We start from the raw sequence: 23,643 nt of genomic DNA, 5'->3' as shown, positions 1-23,643 counted from the left end.
GAAAACGACAAATAAACCCATCTTCAGGAAAAGAATGTATTTTTAGAGGTTCCCTTTATATATTGGAAGGTTTGAATCTTTTGCAAAGTCTGGGTAACCTGTTGTACGAGTCCATACGCCGCTGTTGGATTCCGTTCCATTTGTAGTATTCAAAATCCATGCAAATTGGTCTTTTTGCATATTTTTGGTATCACCTTGAACTTGTTCTTCATTGAGCCAATATTTCAAAGATTCATAATCTACAGAATTTTTTGCCTTGCCTGAAGCGACAATTCCATCATCGTAAGCATCGTAATACCATATTTGATCTTTATAGCACTTATTATTTTGAGGACATGGAGATACAGTAGTGATTTGCCCATTATTGATACCATTCTTAATTGTTGTAGTGCTAAGACCAGCAATTCCACCCGAATAAATTCTTCCTGATGGAGAACTGTAATCTTCACTAGCTGTTACCGCTCCAATATTTCTTATTTTATTGATTGATCCCGTGTTATAACCAGCAATACCACCAGAATATGCTTTATGTAAGTCCCTCAGAATCGCTAGATTTACTTTTACAGTTCCTGAATTTCCGCTATTATATATTTCCCCAGTGTTATAACCAGCTATACCTCCCGAACAACCTTCTTGTGCGGCTTTATTGTTAATTGGCATTTTGTTTGAAGATGCTATAATAGAGCCATTACTACGTCCTGCAATTCCTCCCGCATAAATGGAAGTAGAATCACCTCCATTACTTATATATGATGTATTGGAGCTATTCCACCTATAAAAAGCCTCGACTCTGTTGTTATTTTCGACACTTTGAATTGTACCATTATTGTAACCGACAATTCCGCCTACACGAAAAGTTCCTCCAATATATCCTGTATTCGTCCTTAGATTCTTGACAATGCCGTCCTCTTTTAAAAAGCCGACAATACCTGCAATCGGGATGCTGTCAACATAAATTCCATAAATAGTGTATCCCGCACCATCTAAAATGCCAGCAAACTGATGCAGCAAATCTTTGCCGATAGGAGTCCATTTTACGGTGCATCTTGTGCTGTTGTCTTTTCCGAAGACTATATTATTTGCGAGGACAGCGTTTATGGTTGTTTTTCCGCTATTCACTTGACTCGCAAACCAAGCAAGCTCATCTGCAGTTGTGATGACATAGAAAGACTTGCCATCAATTTTTTTCATGTTCTCTGGTTCAGACATAGAACCTGTCCATGCCGCCGCAATTGCATTACCTGCAAGCAACGCAACCAAGGAGACAATGATTAAGTAGAGTTTAGTGATTTTCATGATTAAGTCTCCTTATCGTTTGTTTCTTTTTTCCAGAAGTTCCAAAAACCCATATCCAAAATTTTCATTTGCGGATAAGGCAAATTCTTTGTTTTTGTTTTCATTTTTCTTAGGCTGTGTGCCATTGGATGTTGTAAAATTTCATTGTAAAAAGCACACAATTCCTTCATAGAACATTTGTTGTAATTCCGAATGTGCGATTTAAAGAGATACTCTTTTTTTTCGGAGTTAAACGAAATTGAATTCACAAATAAATTATCAAAAGCTGGCGTACAGCCTAATGTTCCTAGCATGATTTTGGTAACTAAGGTATCTGTAACTGATATATCACTATCGTAACAACCGCGAATTTCCATGCGCAATTTCTCAAGAAGTTTCCAAACATCATCATTCCAGTTTCGGCATTCAATGTTATTAAGACTAGCCCATCTTTTATCTAATAAAAGTGCGATTACTTTACGATGAACTTCATAACTATGATTTAGCAATCCAGATGAACCCCTATACATTCCCCAGCTAGCCAAATACCACGCAAGCCAAAGAGCCAACGAGTCCATTTCATATTTATCAACAGTTTCACCAGCAATGACCTTTGAATAAGTCTCCTGAAAATGCTCATAGCAATGTTCCCAAGACATGTATCTTGAAAAATTGTTTTTTTGCGTTTCGTTCCAATAAGTACCAACATATTTTAAGAAGTCATTGATATCCTTCATTGTTTTTTTTGGCATCTTCTTTTTCTTTGCTTTAGCCATCGCAGCCTCCATCATATACACCTATGGAGTCCACCCCTGCTCAGCAAGAAACTTCGCCATTTTTGTATGGATACAAGAAAAGGCGCAGATCGTTGCATTTATCCACGTGAGGCTCAGCAATGCCTAATGAACGATAAACGCAAACGACCCACGCCCCAATGCGGGCAACAATACACATTCTCGCAACCGTCTTGTTGGACTCTATCCCCTACCCCCTATCGCTACGCTCCTGGGTTCAGGGTCCAGAGTGACATTAGCGGTGCTACCCGTGCTTGTCGAAATACGCCCAAAGGAGCCGCGCATGGCGGCCCGATAAACGCATCTACGTGAGCGTTCGCCTTGTCCTCGTTCATTTGAAATTTGCTGATTTCACGTGGAGGGCAAGAGCGGAAACTCTCCAATATGTCCAATCTAAAAATAACTTAAAATTGTCCCACCTGCACAAAAAATTTACAAAAAAGTGCCTTTTTGCGCCCAAATGCCGTTTTTGAGCCTATTTGTAAAGAAAAGGGACTCTTGCGTGGTTGGCTTGTCATTCGCCTTACGGTGGTTTTTACAGAAACCCCGGCGGCTCGGTAAAACCATTTCGTGCAAGCACGAATGTTTTTACGCTTGCCTTATGGGGTTTTAGGGGGTGTCCCCCTAGGTGAGGGGGTGATGGAAGATTTGGCCTGGACCCTATCGCTCCGCTCCAGGGTGACAACAGGCCAAGGCTGCAATCAGGGGGAAGCTTCCCCCGCCCATGCCTTCAAAGCATATCTTTATGCGAAATAAGTATTTTGATTTATGGCGGGGTTTGGTTATTTTTAGGGCATGAGGTGGTTCAGTTTCTTGTTCGTTTTCCTGTTCATGGCGTGTTCGAGCGATGCGGCGTCGCAGGCTCTGCCGAAAGTTTCGAACAAAGGAGATTCAATCGTGCAGAATAGCAAAGGGGTGGCCCCAACGGTCAAGTTGAATTCGGGTTTCGATATGCCGGTTCTCGGGCTTGGCACTTGAACTTTGCGCGGCAAGGTGGCTGAAGATGCGGTCTATGTCGCCATCAAGAACGGGTATCGATTGATTGATACGGCGAAATACTACGACAACGAAGAAGCCGTAGGCAAGGGAATCCGCCGGGCGATTGACGATGGGCTTGTGAAGCGCGGAGATTTGTTCGTGACGTCGAAACTGGTACCGTGGAGCAACTCCTTAGACGAAGACATCGACGACTCACTCGAAAGGCTGGGGCTCGAATATATTGATTTGATGCTGTTGCACCAGCACGGGAGCGACGCCGAGGACAAGGCGGTTTACAAGGCTATGGAACGTACTGTGAAGGCGAAAAAGATCCGTTCCATCGGCATTTCAAACTACTACACCGAAAAGACGGCGAAGCGCTTTTTTGCCGATTTCGAAATCAAGCCTGCCGTGGTGCAAAACGAGAACCACGTGTTTTACCAGAACACGGAATTCAAGGATTACGCAAAGCGCTACGGTGCTGTGGTGGAATCTTATTACCCGCTGGGCGGGCGCGGCCACACCGAAGATGTTTTGGGGAACAAAGTTGTCGCAAAGATAGCGAAGGCTCACGGGAAATCGGCTGCACAGGTGGTGTTGCGCTGGCATGTGCAATCAGGTTACATTGCCATTCCGGGCTTCAAGAACCCCGACCACATCGCAGAAAACATATCGATTTTCGATTTCGAGTTGACAGACGACGAAATGAAGCAAATCGCCGCCCTCGATACGGGACACCGCTACGAAAACTGGTGAAAATAGCTTCCACTATTCACTTGACGCATAGCGGATTTGTTATATTCTCCCCCAAAAGGGGCTTTTTATGTTTGTCGAGACCTACATTTTGCGATTGCTCTCCGGGTTCCTGGAATACGGGACGCTTTCTGCCGTTGCGGACAAGCTCTACACTTCGCAGCCGGCGGTGAGCCGCGCGTTCAAGAAGCTGGAAGACGAAATCGGTGCTCCGCTCTTCGAGCGCAAAAAAACCGCATCGAGCTGAACGAGAAGGGACGCACGGTCGCCGAATACGCGAAGCGCATCATGGATTTGCAGGGCGAGATGATGGAAAAGGTAAGCCCGCAGGGGGCCACGCGCACGTTCTCTATCGCGTCGGTGGCCATCCTCCCCGCCATGCGGATGGTGCAGGAACTGCAGGAAAAGCACCCGGGGGCACAGGTCACCTACAAGATTATCGACAACGAGGCGGGCGTGCTGAAGGCGCTGAACGAGGGTTCGGCGGATATCGGCATCACGCTCAAGGCCCCCCGCGCAAAGAAATACCGCGCCGAAAAATACATGCAGGAGCGGCTCTCGATAGCACTCCCCAAAAAGCACCCGCTGGCCAAGCGCAAGTCCATCCGGCTCCGGGAACTCAAGGGCGAGACCATCATCCAGCGCAGTAACGTAGGGTTCTGGGAGCAGGTCAAGCGCAAGAAGATTCCCGACGCCATATTCATCAAGCACGACAGCGCGAAGGGCATTTCAAAGCTCATCGAGCAGTCTTCGCTGTTGACTTTCGTTTCGGACCACCAGTTCGGCTACGACATCCCCAATGACCGCAAGATTGTGCCGCTCGCCGACCGCGAAATGAACGTGGAATTTTTTAAGGTGACTCTGGCGTCAACTCCCTAGCAGGTGGAAATTCAGGTACCACGAAAAGGCATGGATGCGCCTGGACATAGGTTCGGCATATTCCGAGGAATAGGCCGCCATTTTCACATAGGTGTCAAGCCTGTGGCCCAAATCCAACCAGGAGAACAGCCTGTATTCCACCGCGGTGTTATTGAGGAGCAAAAAATCCCAGCCCGAAACGCCATATTCCGCAGTCGTTCCCTCGATGGTCTTCATGGCATCTATCGTCGTCTTGTTGTAGATTCTCCACCTCTTGTATAGGGTTTCTATCATCAGGCTGTATTTCACGCCGGAATTGTACTGGTAGCTATCCTTGTCGGGCTTGTAATCCGGGTGAAATTCCTGAATAATGTCGTCGTAGCCCATGTCGGCAGAACCGAGCATAATCCAGTAAACCTGGTTCATGACACGGAACCGCAAGTTGGGTGCCAGCCAAAGGGCTATGTCCATGGCCCCGCCAAGCGAAAGCGTGCTTACCGTGGCAAGGTCCCCGTAAAAAGTATCGTAATCCAGATTCACCGAAAAATCAAGCCAATGGCCTCGCCCGTGGATACCCCTGTTCACAAGTTTCCCCATGATATCCATCTGCAACACTTTCCCTTCAAGTCCGCTTTCGCCGAAGAAGTTTAAAGTGAAGTAATCGAAAGGCCGCCTTACCCTTGTATAGGGACGACCATACTCAAGGGAAACCGCCATCATCCCGTGACGGTCGTTCCATTTCGCATCCAGTTCATCGGCATCTTCGCCACCGAACCGATAGTCAGAACCGAACCTGGAGCCAATACCCGTAGCAACCGTCAACTCGATTGGTGTCCAGCCTGTGTAAAAATCCCTGTTACCGAACACCCTGCGCTGGGCATATCCGGCGGGTTCCAGTGCAAAAGCGAGCAGGTGCCTGTACCAGGGCACCTTGGAACCGTTGTACGATGCGCGGGAAAGTCTGTAAAGAACTTCGCCGAACATGGAGCCCGCGACCGTCGTAGAAATCAAGTCGTTCGGTGCTGGGTATTCCGTTTCGCAGAACATTTCCCAGGTAGAACTCCCGAGGGCGGCAAACGCCATGCTTCCGTAAAAGCCGTAGCCACCGGCACGGGCCGTGGCGTAGTACATGGAGCCTTGATACGGATGTCCGTAAAAGTTGATGGCCCAATGGTTATGGTCCCATTCCCAGCCTTCGCGGAAGTTCCGCTTCCAATAGCTGGGGCCCGTATGTGCGTAACTCTTGTCCAAGACCCAGTAATCCCAAGCCCACACAAAGGCGTTGAGCCCGAGCACTTCGGTCCCGACTATAAGCGGGTTTACGTGGGTGCCAAACAGACTGTCTTTGGGAATGATGGTCGTGTCGGGAGCACTTTCTTTGGGAACCAGGGTGTCACCCATGCTCCTGCGGAAATTGACCAGATCCCGCGCTTCCTGCACGCTGAAAACAGCGTCCCTATCTAGAATCTTTATTCGGAGGCTGTCCGGAAGGTGCGTAAATTCCTCATCCAAATCTTGTGCATTTGTCGCACCACAAGAAATCATACAAAAAAGCGTAAAAATATTTAGAGTTTTCGGGAATTTCACAGTACAAGTTTAAAAAAAATCATTCCTTTTAGAAAGGTCACTTTCGCAACTTTCCGACAGAGCGACAAAACTGACGGATTAAAGATACAGACTCCTCTTGTTTCTCGAGGTCTAAAAATGTATGTTGATAAAATGTACTTTCCGCTTACAAAGGTCCTTTCTGCAGCACTCCCTGCACTTCTGTTTTTCGCCTGTTCTTCGGTGGAAATTTCCCACAATACAGCGCCCCTGCCACGGCACCACCTGCCTAACGGACATTTCGAGAATACGGACGACAGCTGCCCGCCCATTCGCGACACCATGGAAGCAGACTCGCTTGTACCCAAGTTTCGTACACGTATGTACAGGTTACCTATCGTCCGCGGTAACGAGGATCTCTGGCAAGATTCAACGGCAAGTTCTGCCGCATGGATTGGACACAGTACCTACTATATACAGTGGCGCGGTTACGGAATTTTGACCGACCCGATATTCAGCACGTACTCCTCGCCCACTCAACTTGTTGGCCCTAAGCGAGGAACCCCTCCCGGCAGGTCTCTAGATAGCCTGCCCAATGTAAACCTGGTAATCGTAAGCCATGACCATTACGACCATTTGGACCGCACAAGCATCGTAAAAATATTCAACCGATGGAACCACGTGAAATTCGCCGTTCCATTGAAGGTGGCAGCAATTCTTGAAAGTTGGGGAATACCCTCAAAAAATATCATTGAGCTGGATTGGTGGGAATCGGCTGTAGCGGGCCCCCTGAAAATCACGTTCGTACCGGCGCACCATACGAGCCGTCGCGGAATTTTCGCCTCTAGCGCAAAATCAACACTATGGGGCGGGTGGATTCTGGAACGCCCGACGGAAGATTCCTTGCACACAACAAAAATGTGGTTCGGGGGCGACCTTGCCATGGGTGACGGGTCATACTACAAGGAAATCGCAGAAAGATTCGCCCCCATCGATGTGAGTTTCTTGCCCATAGGCAGCTACAAGCCCAGCCGCTACACCCGCGTACACGCAAGCCCACGGCAAGCAGCGCAGTTACATCTGCTAACCAAATCAAAGTTGAGCCTTGCCATGCACTGGGGAACCTTCGGTTTTGTTTACGACAGGCTCGAAGACCCGCCGAAGGATCTCGCAAGAGCCAGAAAAGAACTGGGCATTCCCGACACGGCATTCTATGTCCCGAAACACGGCGAAATCGTTCCGCTGTTCAGGTAAAAAAATGAGATAGACGTGTCCGCCGAAGTTGAAGGCATCGGGTAACAATTTGCACCGACCATGATGCAAATGGGGATTGACCCTAAGGGAATCGTAGGCCACTTGAGCCTGGTGCAGCCCATATTTGCAGGCGGGCGTTGCATTTTCGTGACTTACTTCCTGATGAACTTTTCGTCGGTCTTGGGTATGGTGTTGTCGGGCATGTAGCGTTCGACTGTCATTTTCAAGTCGTACTTATCGCGGAGTTTCGCCACCGTCCCGCTAGAAACCATCTCTTCGGCGAACTTCTTTGCCGCCCCGTTCTTACCCGTATAGCGCAGGTTTACCGTAATATTGCTCATGGCACTCTCCGCAAACACGCTCGCAGCGAGCGCAAGGATTGAAAATAGCGTTAAAAACTTGAGTTTCACTTTAGTGGGAGCAAACGCTTTTATGGTTTGCTGTCGGAAAAATCTTCGGTGATTATTTCTTGAAGATATCGCTGTGCGTTCCCGTATCGACCAAGGTCAACACAAGTACACCATTGTCCTTCAAGTAAAGCAAAAGCCAATCTGGTTGAATATGGCATTCCCAGACGCCTTTGAAATTTCCCGTCAATTCATGGTTACGATGCTTTGCTTCAAGCGGTTGATCAAGTCGCAATTTTTCAATGACATCTTCTAGAAGCGAAATGTCCAACCCCCGCTTCCGAGCAAGTTTCACTCCCGCCTTAAAACGAGATGTCTTAATAAGCTCATAGACCATTACTTGCAATCCTCAAGGAGTTCCTTGGCAGAAGAATACCTTTTTGCCCTGGGGTTCCTAGCAAGGCCTTTCGCCTCTTCAATAGCGGCCAACGTCGAATCCGAGAACTCGCGTTGAGGCGGTACTATATCGAAAGGGATGCAGCGCTGATTAATCGCCTGTTTCAAGAAAAGTCTAATAGCCGTAGTGATATCCAGTCCGAGTGATTCAAATAAATCTTCCGCCTGGTCCTTGGTGGCCTTGTCGATTCTTGTCTGCAAAACTGCATTTGCCATATGAATTACCTCGTTTTTGTACAAATCTAATTCATTTTCAATGCAAATGCAATACATTTGACCGTTAATTTGTGGATTTGGGGCCGATTTCGGCCATTTATCTTCACTCATCTTTCCTCCCTCCGCCTACATGCATAAAAGGCGGGGCAAAGTGTTCTCGATGCAAATATACATTCCTCGGATGTCATATTGTGACAATCGGCGAAATTCGCAGAAATTTTGGCAATTTTGACGAAAATCGACCCCCGCAGGCGGTTGAATTCTGCGTTTTTACGCTTTTTTCTCGCCTTCCGGGCGTGGCGTCACCTTTTGACAGCGGAATAATCTATATTTCCTTGCAAATAGAGTTTTTGCTCTTGTTCTCCATCTGAAAACTAGACACTTTCAAGGCTATGGAGAATAAGGCGAACGCTCACGTCTGCGACCGGCTTAGGCCTGCCGCATCGTTTTGGTACATGCATATTTGATAAATCTGCCTGTAGGCAAACGGCCATTATGGGGCGTGAGTTGTTTGTGCTTATTATAGCCAGGCAGTCTAGGCCTTCAGATGGTAAGTGCACTCAACTCCACGCCTTTTTTTGTATCCAGAAAATGCTTGGAAGAGTTTGCAAGAACGAGGGTGAACGCTCGTTGAGTATCGCTCTTGTTCTTCATCTGAAAACTAGACACTTTCAAGGCTATAAGAATAAGACAATGACTCGCCATCGCCCGTGGATTGCATGGGCGTAGTGTACCCTGGGCGTAGTGTATGTCTTGGGGAATTGTGCCGCGTTATTGCGAGCCTGTCATTCTGGAGCCCTGGAGCGTAGCGATAGGGTGATAGAATCTGGCGAAGCAATCTTCGGCAGGCATATCGCGGGTGTATTGTATTCTTTTGAAAATGTCGCGCTTTTAGGCGAGGAGTGAGTCGGCTCCCCGCCGTTTCTTTTTGCCTGCCCCCGGCTAAGCGAATCGGCCAGAACCGCTCCCGCGAGAGTGAACTCGTTCACTTTTAATGTCGGGAAATGCGATGAATTTGGAAATGAACAGTTTGAAAGTGGCGGTGGCTCTTTTTCGACAAGCCTTTGCTAGTCAATCCACAAAACATATTCAAATTCTGAACGGTGAATTGCAAAATATTGTTGGAGAATCCCTTGTAGTCAATGAAGTCGATTTTGACCAGAGTGTTATAGATTACAACAGTCTCCAGGAAAAGCTCTCAAAATTAAATGAACGAGGTCCAAATCGAAAAAGGAATGGAGTTTATTTTACTCCCAACGATACAGCTCATTTCATAGTTGTAAACACAATAAAGCTTTACCTGAAACAGTTTCAGGAAAACGCTGAGCGTATTCTAAAAAGCCGAGTCCTTGATCCAACATGTGGTGTTGGCGAATTTCTTCTTGAATGTTACAGAATAAAATTTGAGACTGCGGGAACACATATAAGTAAAAAAGATGTGGCATCAATTGTCGCTTCAATATACGGGAATGATATAGACAGGATTTCGATTTGTGTCTGCAAAATAAGAATACTTGCATTCTTGGCAGTAAACACAAAAATTGAGAATTTGGAAGGAATTAGCGAGATTCTAAATCAACAATTTTCTGATTACGATGCCATCTACCTGTCCAAAAAAATTCAAAACACATTTGACATAATTGTAGGAAATCCTCCTTATGTAGAAGATGGGAAATATAGCGGAACGATTGAATGTCGCTATGGAAATATTTATGCAAATGTTCTTGTTGAATCTGCTGCGTTATTAGAAAAAGATGGCACAATAGGATTTGTCATTCCTATTTCGTATGTTGCGACTCCTAGGATGAAAAAACTTCGTGAGGAATTGCGAAAAAAGGTTCCCAATCAATATTTATTGAATTTTGCAGATAGGCCTGATTGCTTATTCTCGTCAGTGCATCAGAAGTTGACGATTATAATTGGCCAGCAATCGGATACAGCAGAAACATATACCAGCCAATATAATTTCTGGTTTGAAAATGAACGAAATTTGCTGTTTAATAGGATTCGACATGTAAAGAACGAATTTGTTCAGGATAAGTTTATCCCCAAATTAGGAAATAATACGGATGTTTCTCTCTACAAGAAAATACAAAAACAAAGTCAAAAATTAAATGCACTCTTTGTAAAGGGAACTAGCGAACTGCATTTGAACATGCGGTTAACTTTTTGGGTGAAGGCTTTTTCTCAGAAACAGGACAGCGAAGAGTACAAGCGCTTTCAATGCAAAAATGAAAAACAACGAGATTTTGCACTATGCGTTTTAAACTCGTCGCTATTTTGGTGGTTTTGGTGTGCCGTGTCAGATTGCTGGCATATTACAAATAAAGAATTAGATGCTTTTAAAATACCAGCCAAGATAGAATACAGTCTGTACAAAAGATTGCGCGAAGACTTAGAGCTGGCCCTCGAGAAAACGAAAAAATACATAGGCTCTAAGCAAACCTCCTACGAATACAAACATCGATTGTGTTTGCAAGAAATACATGCAATTGACGATGCCGTCAATAGAGCTTATGGACTGACTCAGAAAGAGTCTGATTACTTGAAAAATTTTGCTTTGAAATATCGTGCAGGAGGCAACGACAATGAAAGTTGTTGATTTGTTTGCTGGTTGTGGAGGCTTTTCCGTTGGCTTTTCGAAAGCAGGAAATGAAATTGTTAAAGCCGTTGAGTTTGATGCATCAATTGCAGAAACTTACAAACGAAATCATCCCAATACAAAAGTAATTGTTGATGATATAAAAAATGTTGATGAAACGAATGTATTTAAGCGTGGTGAGTGCGATGTAATCGTTGGAGGTCCTCCTTGTCAGGGCTTTTCAATGGCTGGCGCAAGAATTCGCTCTGGATTTATTGACGACCCAAGAAATTATTTGTTTAAGCATTACTTTAACGTCGTCAAGAAAATTCATCCCAAAGCATTTGTTATTGAGAATGTGAAAGGGATTATGACCATGCAGAACGGAGAAATTTTTAGGGAAATCATCCGACTTTTTTCTGACAAGACAAATTTTAATGGAGTTTCATACAATGTTTTCACGAAGGTGCTGAAAGCGGTTGAATTTGGAATTCCGCAGAAGAGAGAGCGTGTTGTCATTATTGGATATCGAGGAAAGAAAGCTGATGTTGATGAAATTTGGGAAAAGACTAAAGAGGAAATCCTGTCGGAGATTCCTACCTATTTTGACGAGGTGACGGTAGAAGATGCTATAGGAAACCTTCCGTCTGTTACTGATGATGGTGAAATTAAAAGGCCCAAACCGCAAACAGCATACCAAAAGTACCTTGCCGGAACAGATGTTTCCATCAAAAATCATGCAAAGACACATCATTCTAGCATTGCGGAAAAGCGAATGAAAAAAGTGGCTCAAGGTGAAAATTTTACTGCACTAAAAGAAAATATCAAGTCTGTACACAGTGGATCTTATGGTCGATTAGAATGGAACAAGCCTTCTCAGACCGTAACAACTCGATTTGATACTCCTGCTGGCGGCCGCTTTACGCATCCAACGGAAAATAGAACGATAACGCCAAGAGAAGCAGCTCGTCTACAAAGTTTTCCCGATGACTTTGTTTTTTACGGAAATAGAACATCGATTTGTAAGCAAATCGGAAATGCCGTGCCACCTAAAATTTCATTCTTCTTGGCAAAGTTTATTGCCAACATTCTGGAGGGCTAAACATGGATTCTCTCTTAAAAAAGAAATTTGACTCGCTGCAAAATGCAGAGGATTTTGAATGTTGGTATCTAGTCAAGCAACCAACAGAGTTTTCAAGCATCTGTTATCTTGTCTCTATTTTAGAGAAATATCAAAACGAACATTCATCAGATGTTTTTCAAACATATGTTGAATCAAAGATCTCTGATATTAACAAAGAGCAACATTTAGACATTTCTTCTAATTATCGTGCCTTAAGAATAGCCGCTTTTTACGGACTGATAAAGATGGAGACGTCATCTTATCAGGACTCCATTCTTACGGAAACCTATTATGAAATAAAGAATCGCTGCGAAGGAAATTTTGAAAATATATCAACATACTCAGATATAATTCAAAGACAAATAGAGAAAATGTACGCTAGTACATCTATTGATGAGAAGTTTGATAGTGTAAGAAGTAATTTTAGATTGTTTCCGGTTCTCTTTTTGTATAAGGTTTTATTAGAAATTGGCTATGCGACGAATAATTATTCTATTTCTTTAGATGAATATCGATATTTAGTTGCAACATCCACAACATATAATAAATTTTTAGAAACTTTGTTGTTGGTTCAAAAATGGCGTGATGCATCTGATTCCGATAGAAATTTGTTTAATTCATTTCGGGGAAAATTTGACAATCGATTTATTCAAGCATTAAAACAATTGACGACTTTGAGTATTGATTCGTCAAACATTTCTTTGAAACGCGAATGTATATCTGAAGTCGCCCAAAAAGTATTCTCTTTTGAAAAATACCTAAGAAATGAAAAGTTTGATGATTCTAAGCTTGTTGATTTTTTATGTTCAAAAGAATGGCTGGTTGATGAAAAAAATGATGATAAAAAGAATGAAAATGCTGATGACGAAAAACAATCACACCAAGAAAATTTGGAGCAATCTCAAAAGAAAGCTCCGGAACCATATGCAAAGCAGCCTTCCCAAATCATCTACTACGGTGTTCCGGGGTGCGGCAAGAGCCATGCTGTAGACGAAGAAATAAACAAGGCTATAAATGAGTACAACGAAGGGAAAACAGATGGCGACAAAATATCGTACGAAGATCAAGTAAAGCGAATTGTTTTCCATCCTGATTACGGGAATGCGGATTTTATTGGGCAAATAATGCCGAAGATTCGGGAATGTGGTGGTGTAGATTATGTTTTCAAACCTGGTCCGTTCTCGCAGATTTTGCGTAAAGCATATCTAAATTCAAGCAAGCCCTATTTCCTTGTCATAGAGGAAATCAACCGCGGAAACGCAGCAGCCATTTTCGGTGAAATGTTTCAACTTCTGGATCGAATAAAGGACAACAAAAAAGACAAAAACGGATATGGTCCAGGTTGGAGTTCCTACTCTATTTTGAATGATGACGTAAACGATTATATCCGTGATATTAAAGCTTACGAAAAAAGTGATCATAGTGGTTGCGTGAAACCTAATCATCCAAAAGATATGTTAGATGGCAACGGAAATCCTGTTGATTCCCCTGATGCAAATGGCAAGAAAGAAATTGATTTTTCCACGGCAACTTCTTACTGCTCGCTAGAATTAATTCTCCAAGGTTTTGATAGTCCGCAAATATTCAGGGGGTCTACTGCCATCCGTCTCCCGCCGAATCTTTCCATCTACGCGACGATGAACACCAGCGACCAGAACGTGTTTACGCTTGACAACGCATTCCAGCGCCGTTGGGAAATGAAACAAATCCCGAATGACTTGAAAAATACAGGAGATTCTGCTGCTCAATACTGTCGAACAATTAAAAAGGTCAAAAAGACCGAAAGCGGAGAAGAAACTGTTGACACAAATGTCCAGTGGGGCGACTTCCGTAAGGCGATAAACGAAGTCATCATGGATTCCGCTCAGGCGAACGGCCTTTCCAGTATGGAAGACAAGCGGCTTGGCGGATGGTTCTATACGGAATCGGACAATTTTGCAGAGAAGGTTCTCAAGTACCTTTGGGATGACGCGTTCAAATTCGACCGTAAAACGCAATTCGGTGAAATCAAGACCTTAGAAGATCTTGTCAAAGAATTTAATAAGGTTGGCTTCAAGGTTTTCAAGGCAGACGCGATATCGAAATTGCAAAGAGATTCTTTGACTACGCCTGACACCCCCGCTCAAAATGATACTTCCGTAACAAATGGCTAATCTGGAACCGAAACATTCTCGTCCGAAACTTAGTGATGTTTGCGTCTATGGGCGTAAGCAGGAGGACGAGTTTGTCGGCATCCGTTATAACGATGGAGAACTGAAAGTATTCTTCCCGTTCGGCTATTCAAGACCATCCTCTGATGAGGAACAAAAATATCGTGACGACATTTTAAACCTTGTCTCGGTGCTTTCCGCATATTCCAAGGAATGCTTGGGCGTAGCAGAAAATCGCATGCTGAATGACGAAAATGTCCACTTCCCGATACATGCCTATATCCACGTATTCAACTATTTTCTGAATCATGGCTATTATGTGGAAAACGAGCCGGTTTACAAGCGTGCAAAGGGTGGGAAAATAAATTGGTCGAAAACAATCAAGCAAGTGCGTCCGCAAGTTGCCGGAGATTTTCCGAACGAGAGCGTTGTCTATCTTGATTTTGTGACAAAGAAGTCAGCTCACAATGAAAATGAACTGATAACGCAGATTCACAAATTCTGCGTCTATGAGGCGTACGAAAAGATTGGCTGTCTTTTTGGCTTTATGCAGCCCGAGAAGGCGACAGTGCCGTTCAACGCGGAGCTTTTTGTCTCGGTGTTGCGCACGCGCATGGCGAACACTTTCAACGAAAAGCATCTGCTGCTATTCCAGAACATGCTCGACATCATCTGCTATATGGGCAAGCGCGAGGATAATCGCAAGGCGAGTTTCGGCACGAATGACTTTGAATATGTATGGGAAGGACTGATTGACCGTGTATTCGGTATAGATGACAAGGAGAAGTATTTCCCGCATTGCACCTGGAAAATCGGCAATGATAAAAAATCGCTTGACTGGCGGAGCGAAAAGCGAACCGCCTTGCGGCCTGACACAATTATGGAGTTGCCTGACGATTGCAAGAAGATATTTATTCTCGATGCGAAGTATTACCAGTATCCAAGAACATTGCCAGGAACAGGGTCCATTCTCAAGCAAATCGCCTATGCGGAATTTATTGAGACACAGTTAAGGGAGATTCCCGACCAAGCCGGGAATGACATCTTTAATGCGTTTATTTTGCCGTATGCGGCAGAAGACGGGCGTAATGTTGAGACCAGTTATCGTCTAGAAAATTTTGGTTATGCGGAATGTGATTGGCGAAAGGGCGATAAGCCCTATGAACGCATTTACGGGATCCTGCTAGATGTCCGCTCCATTATGCAGCGGCATCCCAAGTCCTCTGACAAGGATATTGCGGAATTGGCTAGTTTGATCGAAGAAAATGCGAAAAGGAACGATCCAATGAAGATTCAGCAGCCACAACTCGCCATTTAGCCGCCATTTCCAAAACATCAAGAGCGTTCTTTGTTATATTGTGAGACCAGGAACCCCGCAGTTCCCTCGGTGAAAAGATATGGAACGGATAGAACGACGATATTACAAGAACGGAGCCCTGCTGATGGAATGCCGGGTAAGGGACGGCCTCTACGACGGGGTTTGCAGGGTTTTCTACCCGGGCGGAAACCTCAAGAGCAGCAGGACATTTGACATGGGGACGCTTGTCGGGGAACACCTGGAATATTATGAGGACGGGTCGCTGATGTGGCGCTACCCCACAAGCGACGGGTACTACAACGGAGTCGCGGAAGAATTCTACGAAGACGGCGGTATCAAGACCCGCATCCTTTTTGTCAACGGTTTTGCCGAAGATATCACCACCCACTACGACGAAGACGGGCAGGTCATTTCGAGAATCCCCTACAAACACGGCGAACCCGACGGTATCGCCACATACTACGAAGGCGACAAGGTGAGCATGACGCTGCCCTACGAGAACGGGAAACGGCAGGGCTTTTCCATGTATTACGACGAGGACGGCGACATTTACCGCACATCCATCTTCATAGACAACCAATACTGCGGCAGCAGGCAAATGAGCTATTACGAAAAAGGCGTGGTCTCTTGCGAGTGCGACATAGAGGGCTACCTGCCCGACGGCGAGGCGGTATATTTCCACAGGAACGGGAAGGTCGCTTCGAAGGTCCGGTTCAAGAAGGGAGTCGCGGTCGACGGACGCTACGCGCACTTTGACGAAAACGGCAACGAAGACAGCTACATCGTGTACAAGAACAACACCGCGACACGCTACGATATGAAGGGCGAATTCTTGGAGGACTGGGTCAATTACCGCCACCACCCCAACGGACTTTGCCACAGGTGCCTCCCCGACGGCGGAACGGAGGCATTCTACATGTGCGAAGGTAGCGAATGCGATAGCCATGACGAGTTCCTCGAAGAAAATTTCGAAATCGTCGCCGACAGGTGCCGCGAGCGATTCGGCAAGAAACGCCCCGACCTGGACCAGGCTCTTTACGTGCAATTTTTCGGGGAACAGTACCGCATGATTGCCGAATCCCCGTTAGCGCAAAATGAATTCTGCAATTACGAGGAACTGGACGTGTGCGACATCATGACTATCGATGACGACACCTTTTTCCGCTATATGGCCCGTGATTTGTTGCTGAGGCTACGGCTCCCCAATGACGGAGAGACCGAAAAAAAACTCACCTGCAACCTCAAGGAATTCGTAGGCGCCCGTTGAATAACGCCCGAACATTTTGAATTTTTCCCGCCAATGCCTCACTGGCGAGACATTTTCATCAGGTCTTCAAATGGAGGCAGATGGGTGCACTAACACAATTTATCCTCCAAACGACAAGCTGACGTATTCCGTTGCGTATTGCAGAATTTCGCTTAATCTAGGATTATTGCTGCGGACCAGCAGGAAACTGATGTTTTCGAACCCCTCGGTACGGATTGACAATGGGACAATGGTCAGTTGATCGTTGTTACATTTCTTAAACCAAGAGTCATGTTCCGAGGAAAGAAACATCCGATAACGGCCCCTTTGACGACCATCTGTAGAATCCAAGTCTATCAGGATTGCGGTTTCAGGGTGTTTGGTAAAGACTTGCGCCAACACGTCTACGACGGTATTGCGCAACTTGTTCTTGTTCCTGTCGTTGACCGGGCTATTCTTTTTCGCCGGTTCAAGGCAGAACTCGTACAGATTCAGTTCATCCGTTTCTAGTATGGCTCCCAAATCATAAAAGGTAACGATGTACTCGTTACCATAATCGGTGGTGAATCGGTAGCCCGAAGCAGTTTCTTCAAGGCTATAGCGGCTTGACAAATCTGATGTTGTCGTCATTGAAATTCTCTACCGAGCCGTATTGCTTGATATGAGCGGCAAGTCTTCGCTTGGCAGCGATAATTTCTGGTAACCGGTCAACCAGTTTTTTCATGTCTTTCTTGACTGCTGATTCCATAGGAGAACCTCAAGTATTAAATATAACAAAATACCAACTCGAAGTCAACGCCCTGCACTACCGAGTCCGATAATCTTTTTCATAGCCTGGGCACCTCGGAACTTAAATATACAACATTTTTGCCAAAATAGGCTAAAAATTTCAACTTTTGGCGGAGTTACACCATAAAATTTGCCAAATCTATTGATTTATCCATATTTTTGGCAGATTTATTGCATTAAAATCGCCAAAACTAATTCAAAACGATGATTCACTTGGTTCGCCGACATTAACACAAACTAAATAATCAGGAACTTATAGAAAGATTGTAACCGATCCCAAGAACGATGATTGCCGCCGTAACCGTTCCGAAAAAGACATATATCAGCTTAAGTGTCATGACCTTTTTCAAAAGCATGGCTTCGGGGAGCGAGAGTCCCACAACGGCCATCATAAAGGCAAGTGCCGTGCCAAGAGCGACACCCTTTTGAACAAGAACCTCGACAATGGGAATAACCCCAGCTGCATTTGCGTACATGGGAACGGCAAGAATTACCGCCAGGGGAACGGCAAACCATTTGTCTTTTGACAGGTATTCTTCAAAAAATCCCGAAGGAACATAACCGTGCATTAATGCGCCGATCGCTATGCCTGCAAGCACATAGGGCAAAACCGAACGCGTTACACCAAGGGCATCCCTTGCTACTTGGGGTATTTTCTGCAGTACTTGAACGCCCCTTTGCTTAAGGCTACATGGCATTGCATCGTTGTTGACGGATTCGTTTGTCCGCTGCAAATTTTTCACCCAATCGCTTAGAAATCTTTCCAGCTTGAATCGTTCAAGGAACATCCCTAAAAATGTTCCAAGAAATACGCCGGAACCTACATAAATCACAGTCACTTTCAATCCGAATGTTCCCGCAAGCATGGCAACAGCGACCTCGTTTACAAGTGGCGATGTTATAAGAAAACTGAACGTGACGCCAAGGGGGATGCCGCCCCTGACAAAACCGATGAACAGGGGAATACTGGAACATGAGCAGAAAGGGGTAACCGCTCCGAAGATTGCGGCGAGGAAATATTGGGCTCCGTACAAACAATGCGACGACAAGAAATTGCGAATTGCCTCAATCGGAAAAAATGTATTCAGCAGCCCCATCAGGAAACTAATAAAAAGCAATATCAGGATAATTTTGAGGCTGTCGTAAACGAAGAAATTTATCGTCGAGCCCAAAGGAGACGAGCCATCCAATCCAATGATGTTGTAAACAAGATTATCGGCGAATGATTGTATCATAGAAAGTCCTTACAGCCATGTCGATTTCATCCCTTACACGACGAAATTCCTGCAGAATTTCGGTTTCAGTCCCTCTGAACGCGTCAGGATCATCAAAGCCAAGATGAATTCTGTTCTTGACACCCCCCAAAAAAATCGGACAACTTTCTTTCGCCTTGTCGCAGACGGCGACAACGTAGTCCCACGATGTATCAAGGTACTGCGATACATTTTTGGGCTTATTAAGGGAAATGTCAACCCCTCGTTCCTTCATCACTTCGATTGCTTTCGGATGCACGTTCTTTGCCGGAAACGTTCCTGCAGAACATACGGTCAACGACGAATCCAGAGCCTTGAGAAATCCTTCGGCCATTTGACTACGGCACCTGTTGCCTGTACAAAGAAAGAGTATCTTCATATTTCACCTTTGATAAGTTCTTTTATTTTATCTTCGCTAATTTTACCTGTGGACACAAGCCGTTCATCGACAACAAGCGCGGGTAAAGTCATGACATTGTACGGAAGCATTTGGACAACATCATCAATGCGGGAGACCGAAGCTTCTAGGCCCGATTCCTTAACGATTTTTTCAACAGATTCGGCGAAAGCAATGTTACAGCCACACCGGCTCATGAGTATTTTTATGTTTTTCATTTTTCCTCTTTTTTTTGTTTGTAGTTCGTAGAACAACGAACATATATGGCAAAATTTTTTAGCATCCGCATTCCCTATCGCAAAAATCTTTATTGAAAAAATCACTGAACAATGCCTGTGCCTTTTTCCAGTTTTTTTTGTTTATACAGTACTTGACCTTGGGCGTTTCGATTTCACCCTGGATCAAACCGGTCTCTTTTAGCTCCTTTAAATGCTGGCTAACCGTGGCCTTCGCAATGGGCAATTCTTCGTGGATATCGCCAAAATAACAGGTATTGCGCTTGGCCAAGAACTGCATGATACTTACGCGTGCGGGATGCGCCAATGCCTTGGCATACCTCGCCAAGATCTCTGTTTCTTCACAGTATTTGCTCTTTTGGGCCATTTCGGTTCCTGTTTATTGTTCGTAAATATACAAACATTATTTTTGAAAAGCAAGGGAATAATTGTTTTTTTCTTGAGGAGACAAGAAAACGTTTATTCCACCGAGAAAGTCGCCTTCACGTCCCCTTTTCCGAGGATCTGCTGGAGGCGTTTCTTGTTCACGTTGTCGATACGGGCGAGGCGCGTGAAGTTCCAGGAGTTCTTGTCGTAGTAAATGGTGATGGAGTTGCCCTGGTAAAGGATGATGTCGCCTGCGTCGGTGTCGATTTGTTTGTCGTTGCGCGGGAAACTGCGCGGCAGGTCGGCCACCTTCTCGAAACTGCCGTAGTCGTGCATGTCGAGCGTGAGGTCGCCCTGCGCAAGGAATTCGGCGAAGGCCTTGGCGGAGGAATTTTCTTCGAACGTTGCCGTGAAGGCGGTGTCGTTCACATGGATTTTGAATTTCACGGTAGCCTCCCCCGCTTTAGATGTTGAAGCGGCCGATGAACTTGCGGGCACTGCGCCGGGCGTTTTACTGGCGGACGATTTCGGCGTCTGGGTTTCGGGTTGCGTCGAATGGCTCGCAGCATCGCTGCAGGCCACCAGAAAGAACAACGCTATAAGGACAATGTTTCGCATACACACAATATAAGTAATTGTGCGAGCGATTCAAAATACTTATTTGCTATGACTCACTATGCCTTTTGCGCATAGTGAACCGCTGGCGAGGACCGAAACAAGCGTCAAAACGGCACCCACAACTAGGACGATCGAGACACTTGTGGCAATGTGGCCCACGCCCACTAGCGGCGAGACGATTCCGCCCATCAAGAAGCCCGATGCCCCGATGGCCGCGGCGGCGGTTCCTGCATTTGCGCGTTCCGCATTCAACGCCAATGCGTTTGCCGGAGGCTGACTCATGCCGAACATGAACGTAAGTCCCATGAAGGCGACCTGCAGAAGCGGGAGTAAAGCGTGCGTCATGAGGGCGACAGCAACGGCAATCGCAAAAACGAACATTCCCACGCCCGCGATTTTCAAGGCCCCGCGTTCACTGCCGACCTTGCCCGAAAGCGCACAACCCATGGCCGTGAAAACGGCATTCAGCGCAAAGCACAGGCTAAAGCCCACAGGCGAAAGTCCGTAGATTTTCTGGTAAATAAACGGCGAAGACGCGATATACCCGAACAAGATAATCATCGGGAACGTGCATACCAAGAAATATGAAACGTAGGCGCGGTTCTTGAACACTTTTGCGTACAAGCTAAAACTTGCCAAGACAGACTTTTTGCTGCGGCGTTTTACAGGGAGCGATTCCTGGAATTTCCCTGACATAAAGAGCAACAGCGCTCCATACAGGAGCAATACCGCGAAAGTCCCCTTCCAGCTCATGAAATTCAGCAAGAATCCGCCTAGCACCGGGGCTATAATCGGGGCGACTCCGTTCACAGCGCTCACCATGGCAAGGAACTTGGTTAGTACCGGACCGCGGTAGGAATCCGCCGAAATGGAACGGGCAATCACGATGCCGCCGGACGCCGCCATGCCCTGCAACAAACGAAATACGTTGAAGGTTACGATGTTCGGTGCGACAATGCAGGCGACAGTCCCGCAAACAAAAAGCAACAGACAAACTAGCAACAACTTTTTGCGGCCGTACTTGTCGCTCAGTGGTCCTACAAAGAGTTGCCCCACCGAAAGCCCCAGCATGCTCATGGTGAGGCTCAGCTGTGCCATCGAGGGGCTTGCCGCAAAATAATCGGCAAGGCTCGGAAGGGCCGGCAAGTAAAGGTCTGTCACGAAGGGGCCAAATGCCGAAAGCAGTCCAAGCAACAGCATAAGGAAAGTGAATTTCTGTTTTCCGCTCATAAATTCCTCTTGGCGAAACCGCACGGAATCGCCATAAAAAAAGCCCGCAAAGCCTTACAACTGGACTTATGCGGGACCGCTACACGTTGATTTCGCGAACGAATTTAGGAAAAAATTTTTCCGTTGGCAAGTTCTTGACAAAGCCAAAAAAATTTTTTATTTATGGGCACGAAATTTCATTGCGTATAATGATTCAGCGTGAAACTCAAACATCAGGGTTTTGCGCCTTTTTTATTGCGCAGGGCCCGCAACAAAAGAGGTTAAAATGGACTTTTACATGAAACTCCCGCGCGGCAAACGCGAATTCACCCTTTTTCTCGTGACGCTTTCGATTATCTCGATGAACATCATCGCGCCGCTCATCACCTGTTTCGAGATGGACTTTAGCATGGAAAGCTGGGCACACGTATTCCCGATTATGCCGATACTCTGGCCGTGCGTCATCGCGACGGTGCTTGTCACATATAAGCCTGCGGCCTTCCTGACTTCAAGGCTCACGCAGAAGGGCGACAGCTTCCACGCGGTGATTACACTCAACATCATGTGCACGGTTTTCCTGATGTCCATCATCTTGACGATTGTAGGTACCTGGGTTGGAAATCGCGAAATCACAACGGAGCCGCTGGTGAATTTCTTTTACAAGTGGCCTCGCAACTTTGCCATTTCGCTCGCGGTAGAAATCTTGATCGCGCAGCCGATTGCCCGTCGCGTGATGCTAGGCCTGCACAAGTACCGCGACGCACGCCGGGAAGTCGCTGTTTCTAACTGAGCCGTAAATAAAGGAATGATTGTCATAATGGTGAAAAAAGCCATAAAGTAACGGGCCAGTCCAAAGCCATTCTTGTATAAATCGCGAGAGCCTGCAGGACAATAGATACAACTGCAATCATTATCGGGAAATTTTTACAAAGGAATCGAAAACATTTTCCATCGTCGGGCTCCGAATTACGCGCTTTCTTTTTCCGCACGGATGACGCCGAATTTCCCTTGGGAATAAACGCAGTCCACGATTTTAAAACCGCTCTCTTTCATCCAGTCGATTTCCTGCCGAATGGAGCATTCCCTGTCCGCTTTTTTGCGTTCCATCCAACGGCAAAATTCCTTGTCGGACAATCCGGAGGACTTGACTTGCGTCACCCAGTATTCTTCCGTCTTTCTATTGATTTCGGCGTTTTCCGAAGAGAACTGGTCGTAATTGACAAAAACGCCTCCCCGGGAAAGGGATTCAAAAATCATTTTGAAAAGTGCCTTTTTTTGAGCGTGTTCCAAATGGTGAATGGATAGCGCCGAAACGACCAAGTCGGGCGAACCCGCCGGCAGCTTTTCCGAGTAATCCGCAATTTCGTATTTCACATTCGGCATTCCGGCAAAACGTCTTTTCGCTACATCCAGCATCTCTTCGGCAAAATCAACAAGGACAAACTCCGATGCAGGAAAATGCGGAAGCCAAAAAGAAGGCAAAATTCCCGTTCCACTTCCCAAGTCAAAAATCAAGGCGGGCGCCCTGTCCAAGGATTTCGCCACGAAATCGGTCGACGCGATGTAATAATCATCAAAACACGGGATGAATTTTCGGCGGTTCTCGTCGTATTCCTTGGCTACCAAGTTAAACTGTTCCCGGACGCCCATTCCAAATCCTCTCTCAAGAAAAAAGTTTGGCTCTGTTAGCCATTATGGTTGTTGACATCTAGCGTGAATATAGATTTTATTCTAAAAAAGTGGAAATACGCCTTTAAAAAAACATAGACATACGCCGGAAAATACGTAGGAATCGCCCGCAGGGTACGCTCAACGCAAAATCGCCCGGCGGCGGCATCGGACTTGTGTGGATGACGTCCGGATTCGGGGCCGGATACGGGT

The 23,643-nt window shown here is 45.8% G+C and carries 26 protein-coding genes and 1 pseudogene; 11 read left to right on the top strand and 16 right to left on the bottom strand.

Features of this window, described 5'->3' with window-relative positions; translation table 11 throughout:
* Positions 1-42: 42 nt before the first annotated feature.
* Together Q0P86_RS13295 and Q0P86_RS13290 are read right to left on the bottom strand one after the other, a co-directional pair.
* Positions 43-1,296: a hypothetical protein gene (locus tag Q0P86_RS13295; RefSeq protein WP_295040092.1), complete on the bottom strand. Its 1,254-nt coding sequence runs from the start codon at positions 1,294-1,296 to the stop codon at positions 43-45.
* A gap of 2 nt (positions 1,297-1,298) precedes the next feature.
* Positions 1,299-2,051 carry a hypothetical protein gene (locus Q0P86_RS13290; RefSeq protein WP_295040091.1) on the bottom strand — a complete coding sequence of 251 codons (753 nt, stop codon included), beginning with the start codon at positions 2,049-2,051 and terminating at the stop codon, positions 1,299-1,301.
* Between the two features lie 813 nt (positions 2,052-2,864).
* Between Q0P86_RS13290 and Q0P86_RS13285 the strand changes: the two genes are divergently transcribed.
* From Q0P86_RS13285 to Q0P86_RS13270, 4 genes are all read left to right on the top strand, one after another.
* Positions 2,865-3,047, top strand: coding sequence for a hypothetical protein (locus Q0P86_RS13285; RefSeq protein WP_295040089.1), 183 nt, complete (start codon positions 2,865-2,867; stop codon positions 3,045-3,047).
* Between the two features lie 15 nt (positions 3,048-3,062).
* Positions 3,063-3,803 (top strand): aldo/keto reductase, encoded by a 741-nt coding sequence (locus Q0P86_RS13280; protein WP_295040087.1) that lies wholly within the window; start codon positions 3,063-3,065, stop codon positions 3,801-3,803.
* Between the two features lie 67 nt (positions 3,804-3,870).
* Entirely contained in the window at positions 3,871-4,047 is a 177-nt protein-coding gene (locus Q0P86_RS13275; protein ID WP_295040085.1) for a LysR family transcriptional regulator, read from the top strand.
* 41 nt (positions 4,048-4,088) lie between these two features.
* Positions 4,089-4,679: a LysR family transcriptional regulator substrate-binding protein gene (locus Q0P86_RS13270; RefSeq protein WP_295040083.1), complete on the top strand. Its 591-nt coding sequence runs from the start codon at positions 4,089-4,091 to the stop codon at positions 4,677-4,679.
* Here Q0P86_RS13270 and Q0P86_RS13265 read toward each other — a convergent pair.
* Positions 4,668-6,203 (bottom strand): DUF3943 domain-containing protein, encoded by a 1,536-nt coding sequence (locus Q0P86_RS13265; protein ID WP_295040082.1) that lies wholly within the window; start codon positions 6,201-6,203, stop codon positions 4,668-4,670. The two genes, Q0P86_RS13270 and Q0P86_RS13265, sit on opposite strands and share 12 nt — an antisense overlap.
* A gap of 159 nt (positions 6,204-6,362) precedes the next feature.
* Between Q0P86_RS13265 and Q0P86_RS13260 the strand changes: the two genes are divergently transcribed.
* The gene (locus Q0P86_RS13260) at positions 6,363-7,457 is read left to right on the top strand and encodes an MBL fold metallo-hydrolase (RefSeq protein ID WP_295040080.1); all 1,095 of its coding nucleotides are present in this window, start codon (positions 6,363-6,365) and stop codon (positions 7,455-7,457) included.
* A gap of 152 nt (positions 7,458-7,609) precedes the next feature.
* Here the strand turns inward: Q0P86_RS13260 and Q0P86_RS13255 are convergent, their stop codons facing one another.
* From Q0P86_RS13255 to Q0P86_RS13245, 3 genes are all read right to left on the bottom strand, one after another.
* The gene (locus tag Q0P86_RS13255; RefSeq protein ID WP_295040079.1) at positions 7,610-7,798 is read right to left on the bottom strand and encodes a hypothetical protein; all 189 of its coding nucleotides are present in this window, start codon (positions 7,796-7,798) and stop codon (positions 7,610-7,612) included.
* Between the two features lie 121 nt (positions 7,799-7,919).
* On the bottom strand, positions 7,920-8,201 hold the full coding sequence (locus Q0P86_RS13250; RefSeq protein WP_290917153.1) for a type II toxin-antitoxin system YafQ family toxin: 282 nt from the start codon (positions 8,199-8,201) through the stop codon (positions 7,920-7,922).
* Positions 8,201-8,476: a type II toxin-antitoxin system RelB/DinJ family antitoxin gene (locus Q0P86_RS13245; protein ID WP_097034833.1), complete on the bottom strand. Its 276-nt coding sequence runs from the start codon at positions 8,474-8,476 to the stop codon at positions 8,201-8,203. The genes Q0P86_RS13250 and Q0P86_RS13245 overlap by 1 nt, the downstream gene beginning before the upstream one ends.
* Positions 8,477-9,497: 1,021 nt before the next feature.
* Here Q0P86_RS13245 and Q0P86_RS13240 point away from each other — a divergent pair.
* From Q0P86_RS13240 to Q0P86_RS13220, 5 genes are all read left to right on the top strand, one after another.
* Positions 9,498-11,078, top strand: coding sequence for an N-6 DNA methylase (locus Q0P86_RS13240; RefSeq protein ID WP_295040075.1), 1,581 nt, complete (start codon positions 9,498-9,500; stop codon positions 11,076-11,078).
* Positions 11,065-12,159 (top strand): DNA cytosine methyltransferase, encoded by a 1,095-nt coding sequence (locus Q0P86_RS13235; protein ID WP_295040073.1) that lies wholly within the window; start codon positions 11,065-11,067, stop codon positions 12,157-12,159. Before Q0P86_RS13240 ends, Q0P86_RS13235 begins: the two co-directional genes overlap by 14 nt.
* Positions 12,160-12,161: 2 nt before the next feature.
* Complete coding sequence (locus Q0P86_RS13230) at positions 12,162-14,333, top strand: hypothetical protein (RefSeq protein ID WP_295040071.1); 2,172 nt, start codon at positions 12,162-12,164, stop codon at positions 14,331-14,333.
* Positions 14,326-15,648 (top strand): LlaJI family restriction endonuclease, encoded by a 1,323-nt coding sequence (locus tag Q0P86_RS13225; RefSeq protein WP_295040069.1) that lies wholly within the window; start codon positions 14,326-14,328, stop codon positions 15,646-15,648. Before Q0P86_RS13230 ends, Q0P86_RS13225 begins: the two co-directional genes overlap by 8 nt.
* 79 nt (positions 15,649-15,727) lie before the next feature.
* The gene (locus tag Q0P86_RS13220) at positions 15,728-16,915 is read left to right on the top strand and encodes a toxin-antitoxin system YwqK family antitoxin (RefSeq protein ID WP_295040066.1); all 1,188 of its coding nucleotides are present in this window, start codon (positions 15,728-15,730) and stop codon (positions 16,913-16,915) included.
* A 99-nt stretch (positions 16,916-17,014) separates the two neighbouring features.
* Here the strand turns inward: Q0P86_RS13220 and Q0P86_RS13215 are convergent, their stop codons facing one another.
* The 8 genes from Q0P86_RS13215 to Q0P86_RS13180 all read right to left on the bottom strand — a co-directional run bounded on the left by Q0P86_RS13215 (position 17,015) and on the right by Q0P86_RS13180 (position 21,783).
* Positions 17,015-17,524, bottom strand: a complete 510-nt coding sequence (locus Q0P86_RS13215; RefSeq protein WP_290991949.1) for a DUF6169 family protein — start codon at positions 17,522-17,524, stop codon at positions 17,015-17,017.
* Positions 17,490-17,642 (bottom strand): hypothetical protein, encoded by a 153-nt coding sequence (locus Q0P86_RS13210; protein ID WP_290991952.1) that lies wholly within the window; start codon positions 17,640-17,642, stop codon positions 17,490-17,492. The genes Q0P86_RS13215 and Q0P86_RS13210 overlap by 35 nt, the downstream gene beginning before the upstream one ends.
* A gap of 286 nt (positions 17,643-17,928) precedes the next feature.
* Positions 17,929-18,918 (bottom strand): permease, encoded by a 990-nt coding sequence (locus tag Q0P86_RS13205; RefSeq protein WP_294115368.1) that lies wholly within the window; start codon positions 18,916-18,918, stop codon positions 17,929-17,931.
* Positions 18,896-19,315, bottom strand: a complete 420-nt coding sequence (locus tag Q0P86_RS13200; protein WP_295040064.1) for an arsenate reductase ArsC — start codon at positions 19,313-19,315, stop codon at positions 18,896-18,898. The genes Q0P86_RS13205 and Q0P86_RS13200 overlap by 23 nt, the downstream gene beginning before the upstream one ends.
* The gene (locus tag Q0P86_RS13195; protein ID WP_157797946.1) at positions 19,312-19,551 is read right to left on the bottom strand and encodes a thioredoxin family protein; all 240 of its coding nucleotides are present in this window, start codon (positions 19,549-19,551) and stop codon (positions 19,312-19,314) included. The genes Q0P86_RS13200 and Q0P86_RS13195 overlap by 4 nt, the downstream gene beginning before the upstream one ends.
* A 58-nt stretch (positions 19,552-19,609) precedes the next feature.
* Entirely contained in the window at positions 19,610-19,936 is a 327-nt protein-coding gene (locus tag Q0P86_RS13190; protein WP_294115387.1) for a winged helix-turn-helix domain-containing protein, read from the bottom strand.
* 92 nt (positions 19,937-20,028) lie between these two features.
* Positions 20,029-20,553, bottom strand: a complete 525-nt coding sequence (locus tag Q0P86_RS13185) for a cyclophilin-like fold protein (RefSeq protein ID WP_294115389.1) — start codon at positions 20,551-20,553, stop codon at positions 20,029-20,031.
* A gap of 39 nt (positions 20,554-20,592) precedes the next feature.
* Positions 20,593-21,783 (bottom strand): multidrug effflux MFS transporter, encoded by a 1,191-nt coding sequence (locus tag Q0P86_RS13180; protein ID WP_295040060.1) that lies wholly within the window; start codon positions 21,781-21,783, stop codon positions 20,593-20,595.
* 265 nt (positions 21,784-22,048) lie between these two features.
* On the opposite strand from Q0P86_RS13180, the gene Q0P86_RS13175 reads away from it, so the two are divergent.
* The gene (locus tag Q0P86_RS13175) at positions 22,049-22,552 is read left to right on the top strand and encodes a hypothetical protein (RefSeq protein WP_295040059.1); all 504 of its coding nucleotides are present in this window, start codon (positions 22,049-22,051) and stop codon (positions 22,550-22,552) included.
* Between the two features lie 176 nt (positions 22,553-22,728).
* On the opposite strand, the pseudogene Q0P86_RS13170 reads toward Q0P86_RS13175, so the two are convergent.
* Positions 22,729-23,424 (bottom strand): annotated as a pseudogene (locus tag Q0P86_RS13170) (trans-aconitate 2-methyltransferase); the annotation flags it as partial.
* Between the two features lie 23 nt (positions 23,425-23,447).
* A partial coding sequence (locus Q0P86_RS13165; RefSeq protein ID WP_295040057.1) for a hypothetical protein occupies positions 23,448-23,643 on the bottom strand: 196 nt, incomplete at its 5' end.

The sequence above is a fragment of the uncultured Fibrobacter sp. genome (assembly GCF_946062555.1).
Taxonomy (GTDB): Bacteria; Fibrobacterota; Fibrobacteria; order Fibrobacterales; family Fibrobacteraceae; genus Fibrobacter.
The sequence above is the reverse complement of the archived record's forward strand: the minus strand, read 5'-3'. Positions and strand labels throughout refer to the sequence as shown.

Bases quoted from the DNA above. Each gene is read 5' to 3' on its own strand.
- Q0P86_RS13255 (WP_295040079.1), bottom strand. From the start codon at position 7,798: ATGAGCAATATTACGGTAAACCTGCGCTATACGGGTAAGAACGGGGCG.
- Q0P86_RS13175 (WP_295040059.1), top strand. From the start codon at position 22,049: ATGGACTTTTACATGAAACTCCCGCGCGGCAAACGCGAATTCACCCTT.
- Q0P86_RS13295 (WP_295040092.1), bottom strand. From the start codon at position 1,296: ATGAAAATCACTAAACTCTACTTAATCATTGTCTCCTTGGTTGCGTTG.
- Q0P86_RS13265 (WP_295040082.1), bottom strand. From the start codon at position 6,203: ATGATTTCTTGTGGTGCGACAAATGCACAAGATTTGGATGAGGAATTT.
- Q0P86_RS13180 (WP_295040060.1), bottom strand. From the start codon at position 21,783: ATGAGCGGAAAACAGAAATTCACTTTCCTTATGCTGTTGCTTGGACTG.
- Q0P86_RS13290 (WP_295040091.1), bottom strand. From the start codon at position 2,051: ATGGCTAAAGCAAAGAAAAAGAAGATGCCAAAAAAAACAATGAAGGAT.
- Q0P86_RS13185 (WP_294115389.1), bottom strand. From the start codon at position 20,553: ATGCGAAACATTGTCCTTATAGCGTTGTTCTTTCTGGTGGCCTGCAGC.
- Q0P86_RS13245 (WP_097034833.1), bottom strand. From the start codon at position 8,476: ATGGCAAATGCAGTTTTGCAGACAAGAATCGACAAGGCCACCAAGGAC.
- Q0P86_RS13195 (WP_157797946.1), bottom strand. From the start codon at position 19,551: ATGAAAAACATAAAAATACTCATGAGCCGGTGTGGCTGTAACATTGCT.
- Q0P86_RS13205 (WP_294115368.1), bottom strand. From the start codon at position 18,918: ATGATACAATCATTCGCCGATAATCTTGTTTACAACATCATTGGATTG.
- Q0P86_RS13235 (WP_295040073.1), top strand. From the start codon at position 11,065: ATGAAAGTTGTTGATTTGTTTGCTGGTTGTGGAGGCTTTTCCGTTGGC.
- Q0P86_RS13190 (WP_294115387.1), bottom strand. From the start codon at position 19,936: ATGGCCCAAAAGAGCAAATACTGTGAAGAAACAGAGATCTTGGCGAGG.
- Q0P86_RS13270 (WP_295040083.1), top strand. From the start codon at position 4,089: ATGGATTTGCAGGGCGAGATGATGGAAAAGGTAAGCCCGCAGGGGGCC.
- Q0P86_RS13210 (WP_290991952.1), bottom strand. From the start codon at position 17,642: ATGGAATCAGCAGTCAAGAAAGACATGAAAAAACTGGTTGACCGGTTA.
- Q0P86_RS13200 (WP_295040064.1), bottom strand. From the start codon at position 19,315: ATGAAGATACTCTTTCTTTGTACAGGCAACAGGTGCCGTAGTCAAATG.
- Q0P86_RS13240 (WP_295040075.1), top strand. From the start codon at position 9,498: ATGAACAGTTTGAAAGTGGCGGTGGCTCTTTTTCGACAAGCCTTTGCT.
- Q0P86_RS13215 (WP_290991949.1), bottom strand. From the start codon at position 17,524: ATGACGACAACATCAGATTTGTCAAGCCGCTATAGCCTTGAAGAAACT.
- Q0P86_RS13250 (WP_290917153.1), bottom strand. From the start codon at position 8,201: ATGGTCTATGAGCTTATTAAGACATCTCGTTTTAAGGCGGGAGTGAAA.
- Q0P86_RS13220 (WP_295040066.1), top strand. From the start codon at position 15,728: ATGGAACGGATAGAACGACGATATTACAAGAACGGAGCCCTGCTGATG.
- Q0P86_RS13230 (WP_295040071.1), top strand. From the start codon at position 12,162: ATGGATTCTCTCTTAAAAAAGAAATTTGACTCGCTGCAAAATGCAGAG.
- Q0P86_RS13275 (WP_295040085.1), top strand. From the start codon at position 3,871: ATGTTTGTCGAGACCTACATTTTGCGATTGCTCTCCGGGTTCCTGGAA.
- Q0P86_RS13260 (WP_295040080.1), top strand. From the start codon at position 6,363: ATGTATGTTGATAAAATGTACTTTCCGCTTACAAAGGTCCTTTCTGCA.
- Q0P86_RS13285 (WP_295040089.1), top strand. From the start codon at position 2,865: ATGAGGTGGTTCAGTTTCTTGTTCGTTTTCCTGTTCATGGCGTGTTCG.
- Q0P86_RS13225 (WP_295040069.1), top strand. From the start codon at position 14,326: ATGGCTAATCTGGAACCGAAACATTCTCGTCCGAAACTTAGTGATGTT.